The sequence below is a fragment of the Mycobacterium sp. NGS27 genome, from assembly GCF_059813005.1.
This window is the reverse complement of record NZ_JCALDT010000001.1, coordinates 662331-684989: the sequence shown is the minus strand read 5'-3', so window position 1 is coordinate 684989 and position 22659 is coordinate 662331. Positions and strand designations below refer to the sequence as shown.

Annotated in this window: 19 protein-coding genes and 1 pseudogene; 7 read left to right on the top strand and 13 right to left on the bottom strand. The window is 69.5% G+C overall.

Annotated features, from left to right (window positions below):
* Positions 1-61: 61 nt before the first annotated feature.
* Genes cobN through AC5Y30_RS02910 form a run of 5 tightly spaced genes read right to left on the bottom strand, consistent with a single transcriptional unit; the run spans position 62 to position 6974 of the window.
* On the bottom strand, positions 62-3637 hold the full coding sequence (gene cobN, locus AC5Y30_RS02930) for a cobaltochelatase subunit CobN (RefSeq protein ID WP_499916136.1): 3576 nt from the start codon (positions 3635-3637) through the stop codon (positions 62-64).
* A gap of 3 nt (positions 3638-3640) precedes the next feature.
* Positions 3641-4318: an alpha/beta hydrolase family protein gene (locus tag AC5Y30_RS02925; protein ID WP_499916134.1), complete on the bottom strand. Its 678-nt coding sequence runs from the start codon at positions 4316-4318 to the stop codon at positions 3641-3643.
* Between the two features lie 47 nt (positions 4319-4365).
* Positions 4366-5376, bottom strand: coding sequence for an ABC transporter substrate-binding protein (locus AC5Y30_RS02920; RefSeq protein ID WP_499916132.1), 1011 nt, complete (start codon positions 5374-5376; stop codon positions 4366-4368).
* Positions 5373-6128 carry an ABC transporter ATP-binding protein gene (locus AC5Y30_RS02915; protein ID WP_499916130.1) on the bottom strand — a complete coding sequence of 252 codons (756 nt, stop codon included), beginning with the start codon at positions 6126-6128 and terminating at the stop codon, positions 5373-5375. Before AC5Y30_RS02915 ends, AC5Y30_RS02920 begins: the two co-directional genes overlap by 4 nt.
* A gap of 12 nt (positions 6129-6140) precedes the next feature.
* Complete coding sequence (locus AC5Y30_RS02910; RefSeq protein WP_499916128.1) at positions 6141-6974, bottom strand: ABC transporter permease; 834 nt, start codon at positions 6972-6974, stop codon at positions 6141-6143.
* A gap of 101 nt (positions 6975-7075) precedes the next feature.
* Here AC5Y30_RS02910 and cobG point away from each other — a divergent pair, with 101 nt between their 5' ends.
* Genes cobG through AC5Y30_RS02895 form a run of 3 tightly spaced genes read left to right on the top strand, consistent with a single transcriptional unit; the run spans position 7076 to position 10332 of the window.
* On the top strand, positions 7076-8182 hold the full coding sequence (gene cobG, locus AC5Y30_RS02905; protein WP_499916126.1) for a precorrin-3B synthase: 1107 nt from the start codon (positions 7076-7078) through the stop codon (positions 8180-8182).
* A gap of 45 nt (positions 8183-8227) precedes the next feature.
* The gene (locus AC5Y30_RS02900; protein ID WP_499916124.1) at positions 8228-8854 is read left to right on the top strand and encodes a precorrin-8X methylmutase; all 627 of its coding nucleotides are present in this window, start codon (positions 8228-8230) and stop codon (positions 8852-8854) included.
* Positions 8851-10332: a precorrin-2 C(20)-methyltransferase gene (locus tag AC5Y30_RS02895; RefSeq protein ID WP_499916122.1), complete on the top strand. Its 1482-nt coding sequence runs from the start codon at positions 8851-8853 to the stop codon at positions 10330-10332. The genes AC5Y30_RS02900 and AC5Y30_RS02895 overlap by 4 nt, the downstream gene beginning before the upstream one ends.
* Before the next feature lies 1 nt (position 10333).
* Here AC5Y30_RS02895 and AC5Y30_RS02890 read toward each other — a convergent pair whose 3' ends face one another.
* Positions 10334-11881: a PPE family protein gene (locus AC5Y30_RS02890; RefSeq protein WP_499916121.1), complete on the bottom strand. Its 1548-nt coding sequence runs from the start codon at positions 11879-11881 to the stop codon at positions 10334-10336.
* A gap of 157 nt (positions 11882-12038) precedes the next feature.
* Between AC5Y30_RS02890 and AC5Y30_RS02885 the strand changes: the two are divergent.
* Both AC5Y30_RS02885 and sigC read left to right on the top strand, forming a co-directional pair.
* Positions 12039-12749, top strand: a pseudogene (locus tag AC5Y30_RS02885) (DUF2275 domain-containing protein); the annotation flags it as partial.
* A gap of 114 nt (positions 12750-12863) precedes the next feature.
* Positions 12864-13418 carry an RNA polymerase sigma factor SigC gene (gene sigC / locus AC5Y30_RS02880; RefSeq protein WP_499916757.1) on the top strand — a complete coding sequence of 185 codons (555 nt, stop codon included), beginning with the start codon at positions 12864-12866 and terminating at the stop codon, positions 13416-13418.
* On the opposite strand, the gene AC5Y30_RS02875 is transcribed toward sigC, so the two are convergent.
* The 4 genes from AC5Y30_RS02875 to AC5Y30_RS02860 all read right to left on the bottom strand — a co-directional run bounded on the left by AC5Y30_RS02875 (position 13407) and on the right by AC5Y30_RS02860 (position 16876).
* Positions 13407-14135: a cobalt-precorrin-6A reductase gene (locus tag AC5Y30_RS02875; RefSeq protein ID WP_499916120.1), complete on the bottom strand. Its 729-nt coding sequence runs from the start codon at positions 14133-14135 to the stop codon at positions 13407-13409. The two genes, sigC and AC5Y30_RS02875, sit on opposite strands and share 12 nt — an antisense overlap.
* Positions 14135-14890 (bottom strand): precorrin-4 C(11)-methyltransferase, encoded by a 756-nt coding sequence (gene cobM, locus AC5Y30_RS02870; RefSeq protein WP_499916755.1) that lies wholly within the window; start codon positions 14888-14890, stop codon positions 14135-14137. The genes AC5Y30_RS02875 and cobM overlap by 1 nt, the downstream gene beginning before the upstream one ends.
* The gene (gene cbiE / locus AC5Y30_RS02865; protein ID WP_499916118.1) at positions 14887-16053 is read right to left on the bottom strand and encodes a precorrin-6y C5,15-methyltransferase (decarboxylating) subunit CbiE; all 1167 of its coding nucleotides are present in this window, start codon (positions 16051-16053) and stop codon (positions 14887-14889) included. The genes cobM and cbiE overlap by 4 nt, the downstream gene beginning before the upstream one ends.
* Before the next feature lie 73 nt (positions 16054-16126).
* The gene (locus AC5Y30_RS02860; protein WP_499916116.1) at positions 16127-16876 is read right to left on the bottom strand and encodes an SDR family NAD(P)-dependent oxidoreductase; all 750 of its coding nucleotides are present in this window, start codon (positions 16874-16876) and stop codon (positions 16127-16129) included.
* Positions 16877-16911: 35 nt separating this feature from the next.
* Here AC5Y30_RS02860 and AC5Y30_RS02855 point away from each other — a divergent pair, with 35 nt between their 5' ends.
* On the top strand, positions 16912-17322 hold the full coding sequence (locus tag AC5Y30_RS02855; protein WP_064954310.1) for a F420-dependent biliverdin reductase: 411 nt from the start codon (positions 16912-16914) through the stop codon (positions 17320-17322).
* Positions 17323-17363: 41 nt separating this feature from the next.
* On the opposite strand, the gene AC5Y30_RS02850 is transcribed toward AC5Y30_RS02855, so the two are convergent.
* Positions 17364-19667 carry an alpha/beta hydrolase-fold protein gene (locus AC5Y30_RS02850; RefSeq protein ID WP_499916114.1) on the bottom strand — a complete coding sequence of 768 codons (2304 nt, stop codon included), beginning with the start codon at positions 19665-19667 and terminating at the stop codon, positions 17364-17366.
* A gap of 36 nt (positions 19668-19703) precedes the next feature.
* Entirely contained in the window at positions 19704-20831 is a 1128-nt protein-coding gene (locus AC5Y30_RS02845; RefSeq protein WP_499916112.1) for a M24 family metallopeptidase, read from the bottom strand.
* Positions 20832-20891: 60 nt separating this feature from the next.
* Between AC5Y30_RS02845 and AC5Y30_RS02840 the strand changes: the two genes are divergently transcribed.
* Complete coding sequence (locus AC5Y30_RS02840) at positions 20892-21845, top strand: 5'-3' exonuclease (RefSeq protein ID WP_499916110.1); 954 nt, start codon at positions 20892-20894, stop codon at positions 21843-21845.
* A 12-nt stretch (positions 21846-21857) separates the two neighbouring features.
* On the opposite strand, the gene AC5Y30_RS02835 is transcribed toward AC5Y30_RS02840, so the two are convergent.
* Complete coding sequence (locus AC5Y30_RS02835) at positions 21858-22601, bottom strand: DUF4333 domain-containing protein (RefSeq protein ID WP_499916108.1); 744 nt, start codon at positions 22599-22601, stop codon at positions 21858-21860.
* Positions 22602-22659: the final 58 nt, after the last annotated feature.

Sequence of the window (22659 nt, the reverse complement as noted above, 5' to 3'; positions counted from 1 at the left end):
GCGAAAGTGCCCGACACGCCGAGGATTTTGGCACTTTCGCGTCTGCTCGCGGCAGAAAAAATTAGCCCTCGAGATCGCCTTCGGTTTCCAGCAGCGCCTGGCGCAGCCCGTCGAGCGTTTCCGGTTGCGGCTGCGCCCACATGCCGCGGCCCGCGGCCTCCAGGAGCCGTTCGGCCATGCCGTGCAGCGCCCAGGGATTCGATTCCGACATGAACTTGCGGTTCTCCGGGTCCAGCACGTAGCGCTCGGTGAGCTGTTCGTACATCCAGTCGGCCATCACCCCGGCCGTCGCGTCGTAGCCGAACAGGTAGTCCACGGTCGCCGCCATCTCGAACGCGCCCTTGTATCCATGCCGCCGCATCGCCGACATCCAGCGCGGATTGACGACGCGCGCGCGGAACACCCGGGTGGTCTCCTCCGACAGCGTGCGGGTGCGTATGGCATCGGGGCGGGTGTTGTCGCCGATGTAGGCGGCCGGGGCCTGCCCGGTCAGCGCGCGCACCGTGGCCACCATGCCGCCGTGGTACTGAAAATAGTCGTCGGAGTCGGCGATGTCGTGTTCGCGGGTATCGGTGTTCTTGGCGGCCACCGCGATACGCCGGTACTGCCGGTTCATGTCGTCGACGGCCTCGCGGCCGTCCAGGTCGCGGCCGTAGGCGAAGCCACCCCAGGCGGTGTACACGGCGGCGAGGTCGGCGTCGTCACGCCAGTTGCGGCTGTCGATGAGCTGCAACAGGCCGGCGCCATAGGTGCCCGGCTTGGATCCGAAAATCCTTGTGGTGGAGCGGCGTTGATCGCCGTGCTGAGCCAGGTCGGCCTGGGCGTGCGCGCGGACGTAGTTCTGCTCGGCGGGTTCGTCGAGGTCGGCGACCAGCCGCACAGCGTCGTCGAGCATCGTCACGACGTGCGGGAAGGCATCCCGGAAGAAACCGGAGATGCGGACCGTCACGTCGATGCGCGGACGGCCAAGCTCAGCGAGCGGGATCGGCGCCAGGTCGACGACCCGCCGCGAGGCGTCGTCCCACGCCGGCCGGACACCGAGCAGCGCAAGGACTTCGGCGATGTCGTCACCGGCGGTGCGCATGGCCGAGGTGCCCCACACCGAGAGCCCGACGGATTGCGGCCATCGCCCGTGGTCGTCGCGGTACCGGGTCAACAGTGAATCGGCAAGCGCGACACCGGCTTCCCAGGCCAGGCGAGATGGCACGGCCTTGGGGTCGACGGAGTAGAAGTTGCGACCGGTGGGCAGCACGTTGACCAGGCCGCGCAGCGGCGAGCCGGACGGGCCGGCCGGGATGAATCGGCCATTGAGGGCGCGCAGCACCTGCTCGATCTCGGCGGCGGTGCCGGCGAGCCGTGGCACCACTTCGGTGGCCGCGAATCGCAGCACCGCCGCGACGTCGGCGTTGTCGGTGATCCGTTCGGCCGCATCGGCATCCCAGCCCGTCGCCTGTAAAGCGGCGACGAGCTCGCGGGCCGCCGCCTCTGTTCGATCGACCGTGGTCCGGTCGTCGGTGCCGTCCTCGGCCAGGCCCAGCGCCTGACGCAATCCGGGCAGGGTGTGCTCGCCGCCGAACAGTTGGCGTGCCCGCAGGATCGCCAGCACCAGGTCCAGTTCGGCGTCGCCCGTTGGCTTTTGCCCCAGGATGTGCAAGCCGTCGCGAATCTGGACATCCTTGATCTCGCACAGCCACCCGTCGACGTGCAGCAGCATGTCGTCGAATGAGTCTTCTTCGGGCCGCTCGGTCAGACCCAGGTCGTGGTCCATCTTCGCGGCCCGCATCAGCGTCCAGATCTGCTGGCGGATCGCGGGTAGCTTGCCCGGATCCAGGGCGGCGACGTTGGCGTGCTCGTCGAGCAACTGCTCCAAACGGGCGATGTCACCGTAGGTTTCGGCGCGCGCCATCGGCGGGATGAGGTGGTCGACCAGAACGGCGTGCGCGCGCCTTTTGGCCTGTGTGCCCTCACCGGGATCGTTGACCAGGAACGGGTAGATCATCGGCAGATCGCCCAGCGCGGCATCCGGGCCGCAGGCCGCCGACATGCCCAGCGTCTTGCCGGGCAACCATTCCAGGTTGCCGTGCTTGCCCAGATGCACCACCGCGTGCGACCCGAAGCCGGCGTCCAGCCAGTGATACGCGGCCAGGTAGTGGTGGCTGGGCGGCAGATCCGGGTCGTGGTAGATCGCGACCGGGTTTTCGCCGAACCCGCGGGGCGGCTGCACCATCAGCACCAGGTTCTCGGATTGCATTGCGGCGATGACGATTTCGCCGTCGGGATCGCGGCTGCGGTCCACGAAGAGATTTCCGGGCGCCGGGCCCCAGTGCTCCGTCACCGCGTCGGTGAATTCGGGGGGCAGGGTGGCGAACCATTCGCGGTAATCCTTGGCGGACACCCGGATCGGGTTGCCGGCGAGCTGGCCTTCGGTGAGCCAGTCGGGGTCCTGGCCGCCCCGTTCGATCAGAGCGTGGATCAGGGCGTCACCGTCGCCGGCCTCGACGCCCGGCAGTTCACCCACCCGGTAGCCGTGAGCGCGCATCGCCTGCAGCAGCGCGATGGCGCTTGCCGGCGTGTCCAATCCGACCGCGTTGCCGATGCGGGCGTGCTTGGTGGGATAGGCCGAGAACACCAGGGCCACCCGCTTATCCGCCGGTGCGACGTGGCGCAGCCGCGCGTGGCGCACCGCCAGTCCGGCGACCCGGGCGCAGCGTTCCGGGTCGGCGACATAGGAGATCAGCCCGTCGGAGTCGATCTCTTTGAAGGAGAACGGGACCGTGATGATGCGGCCGTCGAACTCGGGCACCGCCACCTGGCTGGCCACGTCGAGCGGATTCAGGCCGTCATCGTTCGCGCGCCATTGGGCCCGCGGGCTGGTCAGGCACAGCCCTTGCAGGATCGGGATATCCAGGGCGGCAAGATGTTCGACGTTCCAGCTGTCGTCGTCGCCGCCGGCGGAGACCGTGGCCGGCTTCAGTCCCCCGGCCGCCAGCACGGTCACCACCATGGCGTCGGCGTCGCCGAGTCGTCGCAGCAGCTCGGGTTCGGCGGTGCGCAGCGACGCGCAGTAGACCGGCATCGGCCGCGCGCCGGCGTCCTCGATGGCCCGGCACAACGCCTCGACGTAGCCGGTGTTGCCGGCCAGGTGCTGCGCGCGGTAGTACAGCACCGCAATCGTCGGGCCGTCCGTATCGGCGACGTTCGGCGTCGGCAGCTCTCCCCACGTCGGCGTCACGACCGGCGGGGTGAACCCGAACCCGGTCATCAGCACGGTGTCCGAGAGGAAGGCGTGCAGCTGACGCAGGTTGTCCACGCCGCCGTGGGCCAGATAGATGTGCGCCTGCACCGCGATCCCGGCGGCCAGCGTGGACAGACCGGTCAGTTCGGCGTCGGCGGCCTGCTCGCCGCTGACCAAGACCGCCGGCACCCCGCTGGCGATCACCGTGTCGATGCCGCTTTGCCAGGCCCGATAGCCGCCGAGGATCCGCACCACCACGATGGCGGCGCCGGCCAGCAGGTCGGGCAATTCGTCTTCCGAGAGCCGCGACGGGTTGGCCCACCGAAAGTTCTTCCCGCTGGATCGGGCGCTGATCAGGTCCGTGTCGGATGTCGACAGCAGCAGGATGGTCGGCTCAGCCACCCATCATTCGTACCGCAGTGTCGCCGCGATCCGAGCGGCGACCTCCTCGGCCCCCCGCAGCGCCTCCTTGCTCGTGCCCGGTTCGTAGCGGTCGGCGAGGGCGTCGTAGTCGGCGCCGGCGATCGAGCCGTGATCGGCGGCCAGTTCGACCACCTCCACCGGCCAGCCGACGCGTTCCAGGCGGGCGGCGAAGTCTCTGCTCGCGTGCACGGGGACGACGTCGTCGTCGAGGCCGTGCAGCAAGGTGAACGGCGAACCGATATCGGCACCGCTGAGCCCGTCGGTCAGCGCCGCACCGAAGATGGGATCGGGGACCATGAAAGCTCCGGCCAGGCAGACCGTGTGTGCGGGAGCGAAGTCGAGCCGCCCCGCGTGCAACGTGGCACCCGCCGCCGCGGCACCGCCCATCGACCATCCGACCAGCAGGATGCGCTCGGCGTCGGTGGCGAGGTTGCGGGCGAACGTCAGCGACGCCAGCAGATCTGCCCGCCCGCCGTCCTGGGCATGGGAGTTCCAGTCCGGGGCGACCACCGCGGCGCCACGCTCGGCCAGCATCCCGGCCAGTGGGCCGACGGCGGCACGGGCATCGGTTTGCGCGCCATGCCACAGCAAGATCGTGAACGGCGCAGGCTCGCCGAAGACGTCGGCCATGCGGCCCGGGGCATATTCCACCGTTCTCACGGCCACGAGGATGCCCGCGCCGGGGCCTTTTCAACCCCACGGGCTGATCAGCTGGCGAGGCCGGGCCGCAGCGCCTCGTTGAATCGGCGGTCGACCCAGTTGGCGAACCTGGGTGACGATGCGAGCTGGCCGGCGGCCGCGAACAAGTCGGCCAGTTTCTGCTCGGAGGCGACCACGTCGTCACCGAGTTCGGTCGGCAGCCGCAGGCTGCGCGTCGCCGCGACCGTCGCCACCTTTGGATCCAAACCCACTGCTGCGGAATAGCTTTGAGCCCATTCCTGCGGATGAGCCCTGGCCCACTGCACGGCCTTCTCGAAACGCACCAGCAGGTCGGACAGCGCGGTGTTGCGTCTCGGGTCGTCCAGCGCCTGGTCGGACGCGACACCGACCCAGTCGCCATTGGTGACGCCCTGCGCCTCGGCGATGCTGCGCACCGGGATCTGCTGCTCGGCCTGGGCCGTGTACGGATCCCAGATGGCCCACGCGTCGGCCTGGTGCTGACTGAACGCGGACAGCGCATCGGCGGGCTGCAGGAATACGAATTTCACCTCGGCGGGTTTGAGCCCGGCCTTGTCCAGCTGGGCCAGCAGGTTGGCGTGCGACGAGCTGCCCTTGGCGACGGCGACTGCCTTACCGCGCAACTCGGAGACCGACGTGATCGGCGAATCCGCGTGCACCAGAACACGATTGCCCACACCACCGCCACCGTATGCGGAGACCGCCTTGATCTTCGCGTTGCTGGCGGCCCCGAAGATCGGCGGCGTGTTACCGGTGATCGCGAAGTCGATCTTGCCCGCGGTGGCGGCCTCGACTTGTGGCGGCCCGGAGGTGAACGTCGAGAACGCGACCCGATAGGGCAGGTTTTCCAACTGCCCGGCGGCGCGCAGCAGCGCTTCGGTACCGCCCTTCTGATCCCCCACCTGCAGCGTGAGACCCGACAACTCCGAGACGGGCACCGCGGCCGGCGGCGGCTTGGGCCCCAGACTGGCGCTGCGCGAAACGCATCCGGTCAACAGCAGTGCGAGCGCAAGCACCAGCGCGATGAATCCGCGCATCAAAGCCGCACGCCAAGACGATCCAGCAGCTCGACGCGATGCTGGTCGTTGTGGGCACCCGGATCGCCGGGTGCGCGGCGAGGCTCGTCGATGGACAGCGTGTGGATGACGCGGCCTTCCTCGAGCACCAGCACGCGGTCGGCCAGCGCCACGGCTTCGTCGACATCATGGGTGATCAGCAACAGCCCGAAGCGATGCCGGCGCCACAGATCCAGCAGCAGCGTGTGCATGGTCAACCGGGTCAGCGCGTCCAGCGCGCCGAACGGCTCGTCGAGCAACAGCAGTTGCGGTTCGGCGACCAGCGCCCGGGCCAGCGAAACCCGTTGCGCCTGACCGCCGGACAGGGTCAGCGGCCACGCGCCGGCGTGGTCGGACAGCCCGACGTCGGCCAGCGCCCGGTCGGCGCGAGCCCGGACTTGCGCCCGCGGCAGGCGGCTGCGGGCCAGGCCGTAACCGGCGTTCGTCCGCACGTCGCGCCATGGAAACAGGCGCGGCTCCTGGAACGCGAGGGCCGGGGCGCCGGCAACCACACGCTGCCCGCTGTGGTCATCGGACAGACCGGCGAGCACCCGCAGCACAGTCGATTTGCCCGAGCCGCTGCGCCCGATCAGCGCGACGATCTCACCGCGACGCACCCGCACCGAAACGTCGTTCAGCACTTGCCGATTGCCGTACCACTTGCCGACGTGGCGCAGTTCCCCGGCGATGCCGGTCGCCCCGCGAGTAGCGGCGTCCGATTCCGCGATGAGTGTCAAAGCCCGGACCTTTCAGTGTCGGTAGCGCAGGGTGCGACGCTCGATGAGCCGGACGACCGCATCGGTGACGATGCCCAGCAGCGCATAGATGGTCAGCCCGAAGATGATGATGTCGATGCGCAAGAAATCTCGGGCGTTGTTGATCAGGAAGCCGATTCCCTTGTCGGCGTTGATCTGCTCGGCGACGATCAGCGTCAGCCACGCGATGGCCAGCGACTGCCGGAAACCCACCAGCACCTGCGGCGCCGTGCTGGGCACGATGATCCGGGTGAACCGCTGAAAAAACGAAAAACCCAGCACCTGAGCGGTTTCCAGCATCTTCGGGTCGACCTGCCGGATCGCCGAAAACGTGTTCAGGTACAGGGGGAAGACCACACCAAGGGCAACGAGCAACACCTTGGGCAGCTCGCCGATGCCGAACCAGAGGATGAACAGCGGGATCAGCCCGAGGTGGGGCAGTGCCCGGATCATCTGCATCGGTGGGTCCAAGGTCGATTCGACCCAGCGCGACAACCCGACCGCCGCGCCCGCCACAAGCCCGATGATCCCGCCCAGCAGCAGCCCCTCGACAACCCGGACGGTGGAAATGTGCAGCGCGTCGGCGAGCTGACCATTGCGGGTCAACTCCACGCCGGCCTCGACGATCAAGGACGGGGCCGGAAGGACATCTGCGGGAATCACACCGAGCGCGCTGCCCAGCTGCCACAACGCCAACAGCATCAGCGGCGACACGACGCGCACGACTTCCCATTTGCGACGCGCCCATACTCCGCTCGGCCCACCGGCTGGTGCGCTGCCCGGGTTGCTCGACCTCGACGCAGCGTCGAGTGCGGTGGCAATGCTCACCGTGCGGACGCTATGGCGCGACCAGGGGCTTGAGTAAGGGTTTACGTCTGGCTGAAGGCAATCCCGGCCGTCGCCCTCGGCGCGGGCCGTACCGTGGACGGGTGGCCAGGACGCGCGACACGGACGCATGCCCGGGTGCGCTGCAGGTGCACCAGGCGGCCGATGGCGCCCTGGCCCGGGTCCGGCTGCCCGGCGGCATGATCACGGCCGCCCAGCTGGCCGCGTTGGCAACCGTAAGCAGCCAGTTGGGTTCGGGCACGCTCGAGCTGACCGCCCGGGGCAACGTGCAGTTGCGCGGGCTGACCGACGTGACCGCGGTCGCCGAGGCGCTGGCTGCCGCGGGCCTGTTGCCGTCGATGACGCATGAGCGGGTCCGCAACATCGTGGCGTCACCGTTGTCGGGACGCTGCGGCGGCAACCTCGACGCGCGGCCGTGGGTCAAAGAGCTGGACGCCGCGATCTGCCGCGAGCCCAGGCTCGCCGGGCTGGGTGGCCGGTTCTGGTTCGGCCTGGACGACGGGCGTGCCGACGTATCGGGGCTGCGCGCCGACATCGGCGTCCACGCATTCGCCGACGAGTGTGCGTTGTTGCTTGCCGGACGCGACACCGGCGTCCGGCTGGCGGCCGGCGAAGTGGTCAAAACGTTGGCGACCCTGGCCCTACGGTTCGTCGACATCCGCGGAACGGCTTGGCGCGTCCAGGAATTGGATGACGTTCGGCAACTGCTACCCGACGCCGCCCCGCGCGCCACGTCCTTTCCGGCCGTCACCACGGCGCCGGTGGGCTGGATCGGCCAGGACTGCCCCGGTCAGCAAGGTCGGGTGACGCTAGGCGCCGCGGTGCCGCTGGGGGTGCTGCCGGCACGCGTTGCGGAGTACCTGGCCGCGATCGAGGCGCCGTTGGTGATCACGCCGTGGCGCTCGGTGCTGGTGTGTGATCTGAGCGAAGAGGTGGCCGACACCGCCCTGCGGGTACTGGCGCCCCTGGGCCTGGTGTTCGACGAGAACTCGCCCTGGTTGACCGTCAGCGCGTGCACCGGCAGCCCCGGCTGCGCGCGCTCGGCCGCCGACGTGCGGGCCGACGCGGCGCAATCCCTGGATGCCGCCTCGACGGTGCACCGGCACTTCGTCGGCTGCGACCGGGCCTGCGGCAGTCCGCTCGCCGGTGAGGTGCTGATGGCCACGCCAGACGGATACCGCAGGCTGTAACCGGGCGCAGCGGGTCGTCACTCCACCAAGCTTTAGGGTGGGCGAGTGCTCGACTACATTCGCGACGCGGCGGAGATCTATCGCCAGTCGTTCGCGACGATCCGCGCCGAAGCCGACCTGGCCCGCTTCCCCGCCGACGTGGCACAAGTGGTGGTCCGGTTGATCCACACCTGCGGCCAGGTCGACGTCGCCGAGCATGTCGCCTTCACGGACGACGTCGTCGAACGAGTCCGCACAGCCCTGCTCAGCGGCGCTCCGGTGCTGTGCGATTCGTCGATGGTGGCCGCCGGGATCACCGCCGCGCGACTGCCGGCCGACAACCAGGTGGTGTCCCTGGTGGCCGATCCGCGGGCTGCCGAGCTGGCCGCACGCCGGCAGACCACTCGCTCGGCGGCCGGCGTGGAGCTGTGGGCGGACCGGCTGCCCGGAGCGGTGCTGGCGATCGGCAACGCCCCGACCGCGCTGTTTCGGCTGCTCGAGTTGATCGACGACGGAGTCGCCCCGCCGGCCGGGGTGCTCGGCGGGCCGGTGGGTTTCGTGGGATCGGCGCAGTCCAAACAGGAGCTCATCGACAACCCGCGCGGAACGTCGTATCTGGTGGTGCGGGGACGTCGCGGGGGCAGCGCGATGGCCGCCGCCGCCGTCAACGCGATTGCCAGCGAGCGCGAATGAGCACCCACAGGGGCACGTTGTGGGGCGTCGGGCTGGGGCCCGGGGACCCGGAATTGGTGACGGTCAAGGCCGCGCGGGTGATCGGCGAGGCCGACGTGGTGGCTTATCACAGCGCCCGGCACGGCCGCAGCATCGCCCGCGGGATCGCCGAACCGTATCTGCGGCCGGGGCAGATCGAAGAGCACCTGGTGTACCCCGTCACTACCGAGACCACCGACCATCCCGGCGGCTATGCCGGTGCCATCGAGGACTTCTACATCGAGGCCACCGAGCGCATCGCGGCGCACCTCGACGCCGGTCGCAATGTGGCCCTGCTGGCCGAGGGCGATCCGCTGTTCTACAGCTCCTACATGCATCTGCACACCCGGCTGACCGCACGGTTCGACGCGGTCATCGTGCCCGGCGTGACCTCGGTGAGCGCGGCCTCGGCGGCCATCGCGACACCGTTGGTGGCCGGCGACGAGGTGCTGTCGGTGCTGCCGGGCACGCTGCCGGTCGAGGAGCTGACCCGTCGCCTCGCCGACGCCGACGCCGCCGTCGTGCTCAAACTCGGACGCTCGTATCACGCTGTGCGCGAAGCGCTTTCGGCATCCGGACAGCTCGAGGAGGCGTTCTATGTGGAGCGGGCCAGCACCGCCACGCAACGCATACTGCCCGCCGCCGAGGTCGACGAGGCCGGCGTTCCGTATTTTTCGCTGGCGATATTGCCGGGCGGGCAGCGTGGACGGCGCACACCCGCCGCCGGCAGCGTCACGGTGGTGGGGCTGGGCCCCGGCGACATGGACTGGATGACGCCGCAGACCCGGCGAGAGCTTGCCGCGGCGACGGATTTGATCGGCTACGGCGGCTACTTGAACCGCGTGCCGGTCCAATACGGCCAGCGGCGCCACCCCAGCGACAACCGCGACGAGCCCGAACGGGCCCGGTTGGCGTGCGCGCTGGCCGAGCGGGGCCGTGCCGTGGCGGTGGTGTCGTCGGGTGACCCGGGCGTGTTCGCCATGGCGACCGCGGTGCTCGAAGAGGCCAAAGAATGGCCGGGTGTGCAGGTCCGCGTCATCCCGGCGATGACCGCCGCCCAGGCGGTGGCCAGCCGGGTCGGCGCCCCGCTGGGGCACGATTACGCGGTGATCTCGCTGTCCGATCGCCTCAAGCCGTGGGAAGTGATCTGCGCGCGACTGCAGGCCGCCGCCGCCGCCGACCTGGTGCTGGCGATCTACAACCCGGCTTCCAAGACGCGAACGTGGCAGGTCGGCGCGATGCGTGACATCTTGCTGGCCCACCGCGAACCCGGCACTCCCGTGGTGATCGGCCGCAACGTGTCCGGCCCCGACGAGGACGTCCGCGTGGTCAGGCTGGCTGACCTGGACGCCGCCGAGATCGACATGCGCTGCCTGCTGATCGTCGGGTCGTCGCAAACCCAGTGGTACTCACACGATTCCACCGACCGCGTCTTCACCCCGCGGCGGTACCGGGCCTGAGTCAGTCGCGGTCCCAGGTGCTCGGCATCATCGGCACGGTGGGTCCATCGCTCAATCCGTCCCGCGCCAGCGTCGCCAAGCCGGCGGCTTGCGCGGCACCGAATTTGGTTGCGGCACCGGCGAATCCGAGCGGCCCGGCACCCGCCTCGGACGCCAGAAGGGATTCGTCAGAGTCGAGGTCCAGGTACTCGTAGCGGTAGGCGTGATCTTTGGCTTCGGCCCCGCGACGTCGACGACTGCGCAACCGGGCAGGGGCCGACGCCGCGGCGGCGGCCGGTTCGTCGGCCTCGTCGAGCCCGGGCTCCTGGGACTTTTTGCGCGCGCGACTGCTGGCGCTGCTGCTCGACGACAACCCCGCGAGGCCGACCGCGTACTGGATGTCGGTCATGCCGGTGCCGATGCCATCCGTGAGGCCCGGACCGAAACCGACGCCCGGACCGCCGCCGACCGGTCCGCCGCCGGACGCCGTGGCCACACTCGGCGCCGGGCTGGAAGCCGTTGCGCTGCCGGCGTGTGCCGGGGTGCCGGCGGTCATGGTCGGCGCGGGAGCCGGCGTGGTAGCCATCGGCGCCGGCGGTGCCGTTGCCACCGGCACGCTCACCGCCGGGGCGGCAGCGGCGGCGGTGGCACCCACAGCGCCGGCGACTGCCGCGGCCACGCCTGCGGCGGCGGCGGCGGAAACAGCCGCGATCATGAATGGAGCCACCATGACCCCCAGCTGAGCCGCTTGCACCAGGGGCCAGACGAGCATCAACGAGTGAAAGATGAACCAACCCAACGCTGTGGCCAGCGCGGGGCTCATGCCGGGAATTTGCATGAAGAAAGAGGACACCGCGTTGGCGAACGGAACCGCGTCAATGGGCCAGCCGTCGGGGTATATCTCCTTCCCGAGCGGCCAGAGGACGTTTTGGGTGAAGTCCGAGAGCGCCTTCGCTAGCTGGTCCTGCCATGAGGTGGCGGTAGGAGTCTCGGAAGCGGTATTCGTTGCCGCCGCCTGGACTTCGCCGCCCGGCGCGACTATCTGCGGAGCGGGCGTCGTCGCCGGAACCGCCGCCAGCGCTGATCCGCTGACCGCCTGGTAGGTGGTCATCGTCGTGGCCGCCTGCACCCACATGCGGGCGTAATCGGCCTCATTGACGGCGATGGGGATGGTGTTGATTCCGAAGAAGTTCGTCGCGACCAGCACCGCGTGTGTCGCGTGATTGGCGACGAGCTCGGGGATCGTCGGCATCGCGGCCAGCGCCGCCGTGTACGCGCCCGCTGCCGTCTCATGCAGCGCCGCGGCGGCCGTGCTCTTGGTGGAGCTCTCCAGTAACCAGCTCAGATAGGGGGCATGCGCCGCCACGTACTGCTCGGCGCTCGGCCCGTCCCACGCGCCACCCTGCGTGGCGCCCAACAGAGCGCTGAGCTCCTCCGCCGCCTCGGCGTACTGGGTGCCCAGCGAAGACCACGTCGCGGCGGCCGCGAGCAGCGGCCCAGGCCCCGGACCGCTGCTGAGCAACGTCGAGTGCACTTCGGGGGGAAACGCGATCCAGATCGGGGCGGTCATCGTCGGGGGCCTTCAGGCAAGGACACGAATACCTCTCGGTGAATCATGCGGATGGGCTGGCGATGCTTACGAGCAGAGGTCGGTTGCCGGCGCCGGTTAGTTCCCCACGATTTCGTTCCGACGCTAAATCGGTTGAGTCTTTGCGCGCGGCCGTGCCATGCGCAACGATGCAGGGATGCGGTGTGAGATTGCGCGCGAAGCGCTGTCGGCTCGATTGGACGGCGAGCGTCCCCAGGTGCTCGCGCAGCAAATCGACGCCCACCTCGAATCCTGCCGCGGCTGCCGCTCCTGGCTGATCGGTGCGGCAGTGCAGACGCGCCGGCTGGCCAAGGTGACCCCCGGCGACGGGCCGGACCTGGTCGACAAAATCATGGCCAGCATCGGCGACCAACCGACCGGACACCAGGCGCGGATGCGGTGGCTTCGAACGCACTACCGGCGGTGGGGCCTGATCGCCGTCGGCCTTTTCCAGGTCGCGATCGCCGCCGCCCAGATCAGCGGCATCGATTTCGGCATGGTGTCCGGTCACATGCACGGCGCGATGTCCGGCGAACACCTGATGCACGAGTCGACGGCATGGTTGCTGGCGTTGGGCCTGGCCATGGTCGCCGCCGGCGTCTGGCCCGCCTCCGCGTCGGGCGTCGCGGCGATCACCGGTGTCTATTCCCTTGCGCTGCTGAGTTACGTGATCGTCGACGCGTTCGACGGCGAGGTCACCGCCACCCGCATCACCAGCCACATGCCCCTGCTGCTGGGCCTGGCGTTCGCATTGCTGGTGGCGCGGGAACGGGTGGGCTCGCACCGACGGCACGGCAACGACGCTTCAGACGACGCCGACGTCCCGGCGTGGGCGGCGGACGCACCCGGCGCTCGGCGGCGCGGTCACCTGAGACCCATCAATCGCGCGGCCATGGCCCCGACGGCATCCTCTACGACAAGCCGTCGTAGAATCGGACAACCCGCACAACGAAGGTGGTTGGGCATGACCGCGCCGAGTGACGACGAGGCCGTAACCGAACTTGCGTTGTCAGCCGCACGCGGAAACTCGCGAGCGCTCGAGTCCTTCATCAAAGCCACCCAGCAAGACGTGTGGCGGTTCGTCGCCTATCTGTCAGATACCGGCAACGCCGACGATCTGACTCAAGAGACTTTCCTGCGCGCGATCGGCGCCATCGAGCGGTTCTCCGGACGCTCCAGTGCGCGCACCTGGCTGCTCTCGATCGCACGCCGGGTGGTGGCCGACCACATTCGCCACCTTCAGTCGCGGCCGCGCGCCGCGCTGGGTGCCGATCCTGAACACGTGGCGCGCGCAAACCATCACGCCCGCGGATTCGAGGACCTGGTCGAGGTGACCGCGATGATCGCCACCCTCAACGCCGAACAGCGCGAAGCGCTTCTGCTCACCCAGCTGCTCGGCCTGCCCTACGCTGACGCGGCCGCCGTCTGCGGCTGCCCGGTGGGCACCATCCGCTCCCGCGTTGCCCGCGCCCGCGATGCGCTGCTGGCCGACAGTGAGAGCAGCCACCTAACCGGCTAGCGCCCCAACCCATTCGGCGGCCTCATGCACGGTGCGGGCGGTCAACACCCCGGCGGGCAGCGGTGGCCGCGCCACCATCACCACCGGAACATTCAGCGCCGCAGCGGCATCCAGCTTGGCGCGGGTCATATCACCGCCGCTGTTCTTGGTGACCAGTGCGTCGATGCGGTGGGCGCGCAACAGCGCCAACTCTTCGTGGTAGCGATACGGTCCGCGGGAGAGCACCACCCGGTGATGACGGGGCAGTGTAGTCGCGTCCGGGTCGGTGACCGCTCGGATGAGAAACCATGCGTCGTTGCCGACGAAGGCCCGCACGCCCGAGCGCCCGGTGGTGAGGAAGATCCGCGAATAGCCTTGCTGGGCAACGGTTTGCGCGGCGGCAGTGTCCGACTCGACGACCATGGCGTTGCCGGGATCCCAGGCCGGGCGGGCCAGGATCAGATGCGGGATCCGCAGTTCGCCGCATGCGGCGGCGGCATGCGCCGTCATGGTCGCCGCGAACGGGTGGGTGGCATCCACGACGGCGCCGATGTGTTCGTCGCGCAGCCAGCGTCGTAACCCGTCGAGGCCGCCGAAGCCGCCGATGCGCACGGGGCCGACCGGCAGCGCGGGATCCGGAACGCGTCCGGCCAGGGAGCTGATGATCTCGATGTGCGGGTGCAAAGCTTTCGCCAGGGCGCGCGCTTCGCCGGTGCCGCCGAGCAGCAGGATGCGCATCAATGCCTGCTCCCCCGGGCGCGTCCGGTCGAGTACAGGTAGCTGTCGGTGAATCCGCCGGCGGTCAACGCGTCGCCGACGATGATGACGGCGGTCTTGGTGATGTCGGCCCGATGCATCTGCCCGGCGATGTCGGCGAGCGTGCCGCGCAACACCGCTTCTTGCGGCCAGCTCGCGAAAGCCACGACGGCGGCCGGTGTTTCGGGCCGATAGCCGCCGTCGAGAAGCTGCGGGACGATGGCGTCGATCTGGGCGGCGGCCAAGTGCAGGACCAGGGTCGCGCCGGACTGGGCCAGGGTCACCAGGTCTTCCCCGGGCGGCATGGCCGTCGACAGGGTCGCCACCCGGGTCAGCGTCACCGTCTGCGCCACCCCCGGGACGGTGAGCTCGCGCTTCAGCGCGGCCGCCGCGGCGGCGAATGCCGGCACCCCGGGCACGATTTCGTAGTCGATGCCCAGGGCGTCGAGCCGCCGACACTGCTCGGCCAGCGCGCTGTACAGCGACGGATCACCGGAATGCAGCCGCGCCACATCCAGGCCGGCGGCGTGCGCCTCGCTGATCTCGGTGACTATCTGCTCCAACGCCAGGGGGCCGGTGTCAACGACTTTCGCGCCCGGCGGGCACAACGCCAACAGATCGTCGGGCATGATCGATCCGGCATACAGGCAAACCCGGCACGTTTGCAGGAGTCGCTGGCCGCGCACCGTGATGAGGTCGGCGGCGCCCGGGCCGGCCCCGATGAAATACACCGTCACTTGGTCACCGCCCATTGGGTGACCGGATACTGCGGGCGCCAGCCGGTGAACGCGCCCAGCGGTTCGCCGTGGTAGTGCTGGAAGCGGTGCAGCTGGCCACCCAGGCGCTGATGAGCTTGCGTCAGAACGGCTTCCGACTCGGTCGTGACCACGTTGACGACCAGTCTGCCACCGGAGGGCAGGTTATCCCAGCAGGCGTCGAGCAGGCCGGGCTGGGTCAGTCCGCCGCCGATGAAGATCGCCGACGGTGGCTCGGCGCCGTCGAACGCCTCGGGGGCGTCGCCACGCACCTCGATGCCGACGCCGAAAGCCGCGGCGTTGGCTTCCAGGTTGCCCCGCCGCTCTTGGTTGCGTTCGAATACCACTGCGCTGCAACCGGGCCCGCTGAGGCACCATTGGACACTGATGCTGCCCGAGCCGGCGCCGACGTCCCACAACCGCTCCCCCGGCCGTGGCGCCAGGGCCGCCAGTGTCACCGCGCGGATGCCCTGCTTGGTGATCTGCCCGTCGTGGGTGAACGCGTCGTCGGGCAGGGGTGACACGCGGTCGTCGGGCAGGTAGCGCACGGCGACCACGTTCAGGTCGTCGAGGTCTCGGTCGCCGGCCCAGTCGCGGGCGGTGCCGTCGCGGCGGCGCTCGTCTGGGGCGCCGAGTCGTTCGAGAACGGTGAACTCGGAATCGCCGCGGCCGTGCGTGGTGAGAAGCGTGGCGAGTTCGGGTGGGGTCGAACTGTTCTGCGACAGTACGATCGCCTGGCCGCCGCGGCGGACCGCCGTGTGCGGCCGCGCGGTGACCAGACTGATCACCTCGGTGTCGTGGACGTTCCAGCCCATCCGCGCGCACGCCAGCGTCACCGACGAGACGTGCGGGAGAACCCTGACGTTGTCACGGCCGTGCAGGCGGATCAGCGTGCCACCGATGCCGTGCAGCAGAGGATCGCCGCTGGCCACGACGTGCACGTCGCCCGTGTTCTCGTCGAGCAACGTCTCCAGCGCCGGCAACATCGGTGACGGCCACTGCCGCCGGGGCGCGCGCACCGTGTCGTCGAGCAGGTCGAGTTGTCGCTTGGAACCGTAAATGACTGCGGCCCTTCGGAGTTCGGCGCGCGATACCTCACCGAGCCCGGCCATGCCGTCGGCGCCGATGCCGATCACGATGATCATGAGCGCCGCTCCTCCGCATCGCTTCGTCCCCCGCAAGCGGGAGGTGCCCCCACTGCAACGCTCGCGGTGCGGATCATCGCGGCATCCTGCGCCAGACGAACTGCGGCAGCAATCGCATCACCGCCGCCGCCGGGCCCAGCGCCCACGGAATCCACACGGTGCGGCGGCCCTTCGCGAGCGCCCGCGCGGTCGCGGCGGCCACCTGCTCGGGCGTGCTCGGCAGCGGCGCGGCCGTCATGCCCTCGGTCATGCGACCGATGACGAATCCCGGCCGGGCGATCAGCAGCCGGACCCCGGTGCCGTGCAGCGCGTCGGCCAGGCCGCTGGCGAAGCCGTCCGGGCCGGCCTTGGCCGAGCCGTAGACGTAGTTCGCGCGGCGCACGCGTGCTCCGGCGATCGAGGAGAACACCACCAGCCGGCCTCGACCGGCCTCGCGCATGGCGGTGGCCAGATGGGTGAGCAGGCTGACCTGGGCGACGTAATCGGTGTGCACGACGGCGACCGCGTGCGCTGCGTCGGTTTCGGCGCGGGTTTGGTCGCCCAGGATGCCGAACGCCAGCACCGCGGTGCCGATGGGACCGTGGTCGGCGACGATCGAGGCGACCAGCGGCCCGTGCGAGGTTAGGTCGTCGGCATCGAATTCCCGAGTGTCGACCGCCGCGGCACCCGCGGCTTTGAGCGCGTTGACCTGCTCGGCGAGTCGATCGGCCTGGCGGGCGGCCAGCACGACCGTCGCACCCGGCGCGAGGAGTCGCGCCAGCTCGATCCCGATCTCGCTGCGGCCGCCCAGGATCAGTACTGGACCAGCGCCCGTGTCATCCACGGCTGCGATTATCACCTGCGCTAGCGTGGGCGGTGATGGCGAATACCACTACCCGGCTCACCGACGACGCACTGGCGTTTCTGTCGGAGCGCCACCTGGCCATGCTGACCACGCTGCGAGCCGACAATTCCCCGCACGTGGTGGCGGTCGGTTTCACCTTCGACCCGAAGACGCATATTGCGCGGGTCATCACCACCGGGGGTTCGCAGAAGGCGGTCAATGCCGATCGCGGCGGGCTGGCCGTGCTCAGCCAGGTCGACGGCGCGCGATGGTTGTCGCTGGAGGGCCGGTCCAAGGTCAACAACGACGTCGACGCGGTGCGCGACGCCGAGCTGCGGTACGCCCAGCGCTACCGCACGCCACGCCCCAATCCGCGACGCGTGGTGATCGAGGTTCAGATCGAGCGGGTGCTGGGGTCGTCTGATCTTCTGGACCGCGGCGAGTAAATACCACCCCGTGATCGCTTCGCCAACCTAGGCCCGATCACCTAGCGCGACAACTCATTCACCTCCCCGCCCGCGGTCAACGTGATCCGGTGTCGCCCGGGCGACACCGTGACCGCCGGCCCGGCCGGTTCCCCATCGAGCCGCACGTCAACCGCGGCGGGCAAGCCACCGAGCGTGATCTGGGCGGGGCCATCGGTGGCTACCGCGATGGTCGACGCCGGCAATGCGGCCAGCCCGGCACGTTCGACATCGACCCTCAGACTGGCAACGCCGTTGAGGCGCAACGTCAGATACGGCAGCGGGCCGACGGGCCGTCCCGCTTGCCAGTCCAGCTCGCTGTACAGCCCGGGCGTCGGCTCGAAATGTGGGATGAATCCGCGGTGGTGCCGGACGGTATGGGTGGGGTCCGGCCGCGCGTAGGAGCGCGCGTCGACCTCCGCCACGGCCCCGCGCCGCGCGGTCACCTCGGGAGCCGCGGCCAGTTCCGACAGCCACCACGCCTGGTGCGGCCCGATGCCCAGATCGGCGCGCACCAATTGCGGATACCAGGCGAACGTGATGTGTCCCGGATCCGCTTGGCGCAGCGCGGTTCCCATGTGGGAAATCGGATCCTCGAACTTGTCCTGCAACACCCAGGCGAGGTGATCTTCGAGCGGGTAGACATCGAACCGGTGGCGGTAACCCAGCCGGTCGAGCTCCAGCACCTGCTCGGCGGCCGAGGCGAACGGCACCAGTTCGTCGAGCAGCCCATGGGCGATGACGTACGGCAGCCATCGGGCGTTCACCAGCAGCTTCCACGTGTCGCCCTCACGGGCACAGGACGAGTCCAGGTCGAGGTCGGCGGGAATGTCGACGTGGGGCAGCAGCCGCACCCCGCACGTCGGCGGCCCCGCCAGCACCACCGCTTGCGAGAACACCTGCGGGTAACTCAGCCCCAGCTTGTAGGTCGCATACCCACCCATCGAATAGCCCGAGATCACAGTGCGATTGGGATCGGTGCCCAATTGTTCGGCAACTCGCGCCCACACCTCCCAGACATCGAGTTCGCCGCTGTCGAAGTACCAAGTCGATGGCCCCCGGGCCAGCGGCGTGACCACCACGGAGTCGCGGCCCTCGCACACCTGGTGCAGCAGTCGCGGGTCGATCGCGGCGAACTGGCTCTGCCCAAGTGAAAGGGAGTGCAGCAGCAGGGTCAGCGGCAACGCGCGACCCGGTGCGTAGCTCGACGGCAAACAGATCGAATACGGCTGCACCCGGCCGAGGAATTGGGGCTTGGTGCTCAAGATGTCGTTGGCGGCCCAACCTTGTTGCAGGCCTTGGCCGAGTTCGATCGACGACACGTACCAGCGGGTGGATGGACCGGTGATCACCGGCTCGGGAGCGGTTTCGCGCGCCGCAAGCTGAGCCCACGGCACAGTCAGCGCGAACTCGGAGACGTCGCCATGCGTCAAGGCGGCGGCCTGCGCGGCATCCGACCAGAAATTCAGGTGCGGCGGTTCCTGCTCGTTGGTGCGGAATGCCACGTTGTAGACGTTGGCCTGGCCGGGCAGCGCACCGTGCAGGGCGGGCACGTCGGCGAACCCGTCCCCGCCCGCGTTGGCCAACCCGGCGGCCAGGCGGACCGTCCAGCTCCGCGTGGGTTCGGCCAGCGACCGCGGGATCTTTGCCACGAACGACCGCGACTGCATGTCGACGCTGTGCTCGACCGGCATCCTGCCCTGGGTCGTCAGGTCGATCAGCGCGGCGCCGCTCTTCGAGATCAGCAGCGCCGTGTCGATGCCCTTCGAACGGATGCCGGCTCCGGCGGGCCACTGCTCGTCGGCCGTTCGGGCGGGGTCGGTGTCGAAGGTGAACAGCGCGATGGGCACCGAGGCGTCCAGCAGGGTATTCCAGTCGACCCGCCACCAGGTGTGGGTGTCGGTGAGCCCGATGGCGACGCGGAAGATGTCGGCGCCGTTGCCGGCCGCCGGGCCGTCGGGATAGACGTAGGTTCCGCGCGGCGGTGCCTGAATCTTCAGGTCACCGATCGGGATGCCCGTCGCGCCATGGTCGTCGTAGAGAAAGTCGGTCCAGAACAGGGCACCGTCGGCCACTCGACCGGCGCCGCATGTGCGTGGAAACTGTTCGCCGAACGGCCATCCCGCAGGCGCGGGTAGCTGGGGCTCGGCTCGCCGCGCCGCCGGCGGCACCCCCTCGGGCATGCCGTCGACCACGATGAGCTCAGCAGGCGGCGCCGGTGCCGATGCCGGTGCTGACGCCGGTGCCGGTGCGTCGGAGCGCAACACCGCGTCGAGGACGTGGCGGGCGATGCGAATCGGAAGCAGCGGGAGATCCAGGATTGACATCACGCCCCAACCTACGCGGACCCGGTGACACATCGGTCAGGCCACCGGAACCACGATCAGTTCGTGCGGCCGGTTGTTGACGGCCAGGGCGCCATCGGGCGTGACGACGACGATGTCCTCGATGCGCGCACCCCACCGGCCCGGGAAGTAGATGCCCGGCTCGATCGAAAAGGCCATGCCCTCGGCCAGCGGCAGATCGTTTCCGGCGACGATGTAGGGCTCTTCGTGCACCGACAGCCCGATGCCGTGTCCTGTGCGGTGCACAAAATTCTCGGCGAGTCCTTCGGCGGCCAGCACGTCGCGGGCGGCGGCGTCGACCTGTTCGGCCGTCACCCCCGGGCGTACCGCGTCATACGCGGCACGCTGGGCGCGTTGTAGCACCGAATACTGTTCAGCCACTTCCGGATTCGGATCACCGATGCTGTAGGTGCGGGTGGAGTCGGAATTGTAGCCGGGTTCATAACAGCCGCCGATGTCGACGACGACGATGTCTCCGACCTGCAGTTCGCGATCCGAATATCCGTGATGCGGGTCGGCGCCATGTGGCCCGGATCCGACGATGATGAACGCCACCTCCGAATGCCCTTCGGCCACAATGGCATCCGCGATGTCGGCGGCGACGTCGGCCTCGGTGCGGCCCGGGACCAGGAACTGCGGCACCCGGGCGTGCACCCGATCGATGGCCGCCCCTGCTTTGCGCAGCGCGTCAACCTCGCATTCCTCCTTGACCATCCGCAGCGTGCGCAACACGTCGGTGGCCAGCACCGGCAACACCCCGAGCACTTCGGCCAGCGGCAGCAGGTGCAACGCCGGCATGGCATCGGTGACGGCGGTCGCGGCGGGGACGCCGCCCAGCGCGGAACCCACCAGATCGTAGGGATGGTCGCCGTCGACCCAATCCCGCACCGCCAGGCCGAGTTCGGCGATGGCCGACCCCTTCAGCGAGGCCAGCTCGAGGCGCGGCACCACCACCGTCGGCTCGCCCGAGGCGGGCAACACCAGCGCGGTGAACCGCTCCAGGGTCTGTGCGCGCGACCCGACTAGGTAGCGCAGGTCATATCCCGGGGTGATGACCAGCCCGGCCAGGCCTGCGTCACCGGCCGCCGCGGCGGCGGTCGCCAGCCGGCGTTCGTACACTGCTGCGTCGAAGCGGTGAGACTGCATGGCAGCCAGGCTAGTGCTCGATTGCGCATCGCCTCGCGGCGGCGTGAGACGATAACCGGCATGCGACCACTGGTCCTGCTCGACGGCGCCAGCATGTGGTTCCGCTCGTATTTCGGGGTGCCGTCCTCGATCACCGCTCCCGACGGCCGGCCCGTCAACGCCGTTCGGGGGTTCATCGACGCCATGGCAGTGGTGATCACCCGGCAGCGGCCCAGCCGGCTGGCCGTCTGCCTGGACCTCGACTGGCGTCCCCAGTTCCGGGTGGACCTCGTCCCGTCCTACAAGGCCCACCGGGTGGCCGTGCTGGATCCGCAGGACGAGCCGGACGTCGAGGAAGTCCCGGACGACCTGACACCCCAGATCGACATGATCGCCGAACTCCTTGACGCATACGGGATTCCGACGGCCGGCGCCGTGGGCTACGAGGCCGACGACGTGCTGGGCACCCTGGCGGCCCGGGAACGCAAGGACCCGGTGGTGGTGGTCAGCGGCGACCGCGACCTGTTGCAGGTGGTGTCGGACGACCCCGTGCCGGTTCGGGTGCTCTACCTCGGCCGCGGGCTGAGCAAGGCCACGTTGTTCGGGCCCGCCGAGGTGGCCGAGCACTATGGCGTGCCGGCGGATAGGGCCGGCCCCGCCTACGCCGAACTCGCGCTGCTGCGTGGCGATCCGTCCGACGGCCTGCCCGGCGTCCCAGGCGTCGGCGAGAAGACCGCGGCGACGCTGCTGGCCCAGCACGGCTCGCTGCAGCGGATCCTGGCCGCCGCCCACGACCCGAAGTCCAAAATGGCCAAGGGTATCCGCACGAAGCTGCTGGGAGCGCTGGACTACATCGAGGCGGCCGGCAAGGTGGTACGGGTGGCCACCGACGCGCCCGTCACCTTGTCGACGGCCACCGACGAAATACCGTTGGTCGCCGCCCATCCGCGCCGCACCGCCGAACTGGCGACCGAGCTGGGTGTGGGCTCGTCGGTCGCCCGCCTGCAAAAGGCGCTGGACGGCCTGCCGAACTGACCGGGCCGCGGGCTACTGCGGCCGGCCGACCTCGTAGGTGCCCTTGTTGTCCTGGAACGTCACGGTCACGTGCTTGGGCGCGCCGTCGATGCTGACGTCGCAGTCGAATGTGGCGCCCTTCTTGACCGTTGGGTTCTGGCCGTGGTTGCACTTGACGTTCTGGACGTTCTTGGCGCCGTAGCCGTTGGTTTCGTCGCTGAGGACCTGCTGGACCCCGGCCTGCGCCTTATTGACGTCCAGCTTGGTGGTGACGAAGAATCCGGGCTGCCAGAAGCCCAGCACCAGCACGACCGCGATGAGCAGAAACGCGATCGCGCCGCCCACGCCTGCGATGAGCCCGACCGGCCGCTTCTTGCCCGGTTGCTCGTAACCCGGGTATTGCGGGTACTGGCCCGGCTGGCCGTACTGGCCGGGCTGGGGGTATTGCCCGGGCTGCGGGTACTGCCCCGGCTGGCCATACTGCCCCGGCTGGCCGTACTGCCCCGGCTGGCCGTATTGGCCGGGCTGGCCGTATTGGCCGGGCTGCGCGTAGCCCGGCTGCTGCTGGGGGTACTGCTGCGGGTAGGCCTGCTCAGTCGGCTGTTGGTACTGCGGGTAGTCGGCGGGCGGCGTGTACGCCGGGGCCTGCCACGACGTCTCCTGATTCGATTGCTCCTGCCAGGTCGGTCCCACCTGGGTCGGGTCTGACGAGTGGTCGCTGCCTTGACCTTGGCCGGGCGGCTGCCACTGCTGGTCCGATCCCTGCGGTCCGCTCATCTCTCTCCCTCAGCCTGTGTTTTCTTGGCATGCTATCGGCGCTTAACGGTAGCTCCGG

Bases quoted from the DNA above. Each gene is read 5' to 3' on its own strand.
- AC5Y30_RS02895 (WP_499916122.1), top strand. From the start codon at position 8,851: ATGAGCACCCACAGGGGCACGTTGTGGGGCGTCGGGCTGGGGCCCGGG.
- AC5Y30_RS02890 (WP_499916121.1), bottom strand. From the start codon at position 11,881: ATGACCGCCCCGATCTGGATCGCGTTTCCCCCCGAAGTGCACTCGACG.
- sigC (WP_499916757.1), top strand. From the start codon at position 12,864: ATGACCGCGCCGAGTGACGACGAGGCCGTAACCGAACTTGCGTTGTCA.
- AC5Y30_RS02875 (WP_499916120.1), bottom strand. From the start codon at position 14,135: ATGCGCATCCTGCTGCTCGGCGGCACCGGCGAAGCGCGCGCCCTGGCG.
- cbiE (WP_499916118.1), bottom strand. From the start codon at position 16,053: ATGATCATCGTGATCGGCATCGGCGCCGACGGCATGGCCGGGCTCGGT.
- AC5Y30_RS02855 (WP_064954310.1), top strand. From the start codon at position 16,912: ATGGCGAATACCACTACCCGGCTCACCGACGACGCACTGGCGTTTCTG.
- AC5Y30_RS02850 (WP_499916114.1), bottom strand. From the start codon at position 19,667: ATGTCAATCCTGGATCTCCCGCTGCTTCCGATTCGCATCGCCCGCCAC.
- AC5Y30_RS02845 (WP_499916112.1), bottom strand. From the start codon at position 20,831: ATGCAGTCTCACCGCTTCGACGCAGCAGTGTACGAACGCCGGCTGGCG.
- AC5Y30_RS02840 (WP_499916110.1), top strand. From the start codon at position 20,892: ATGCGACCACTGGTCCTGCTCGACGGCGCCAGCATGTGGTTCCGCTCG.
- AC5Y30_RS02835 (WP_499916108.1), bottom strand. From the start codon at position 22,601: ATGAGCGGACCGCAGGGATCGGACCAGCAGTGGCAGCCGCCCGGCCAA.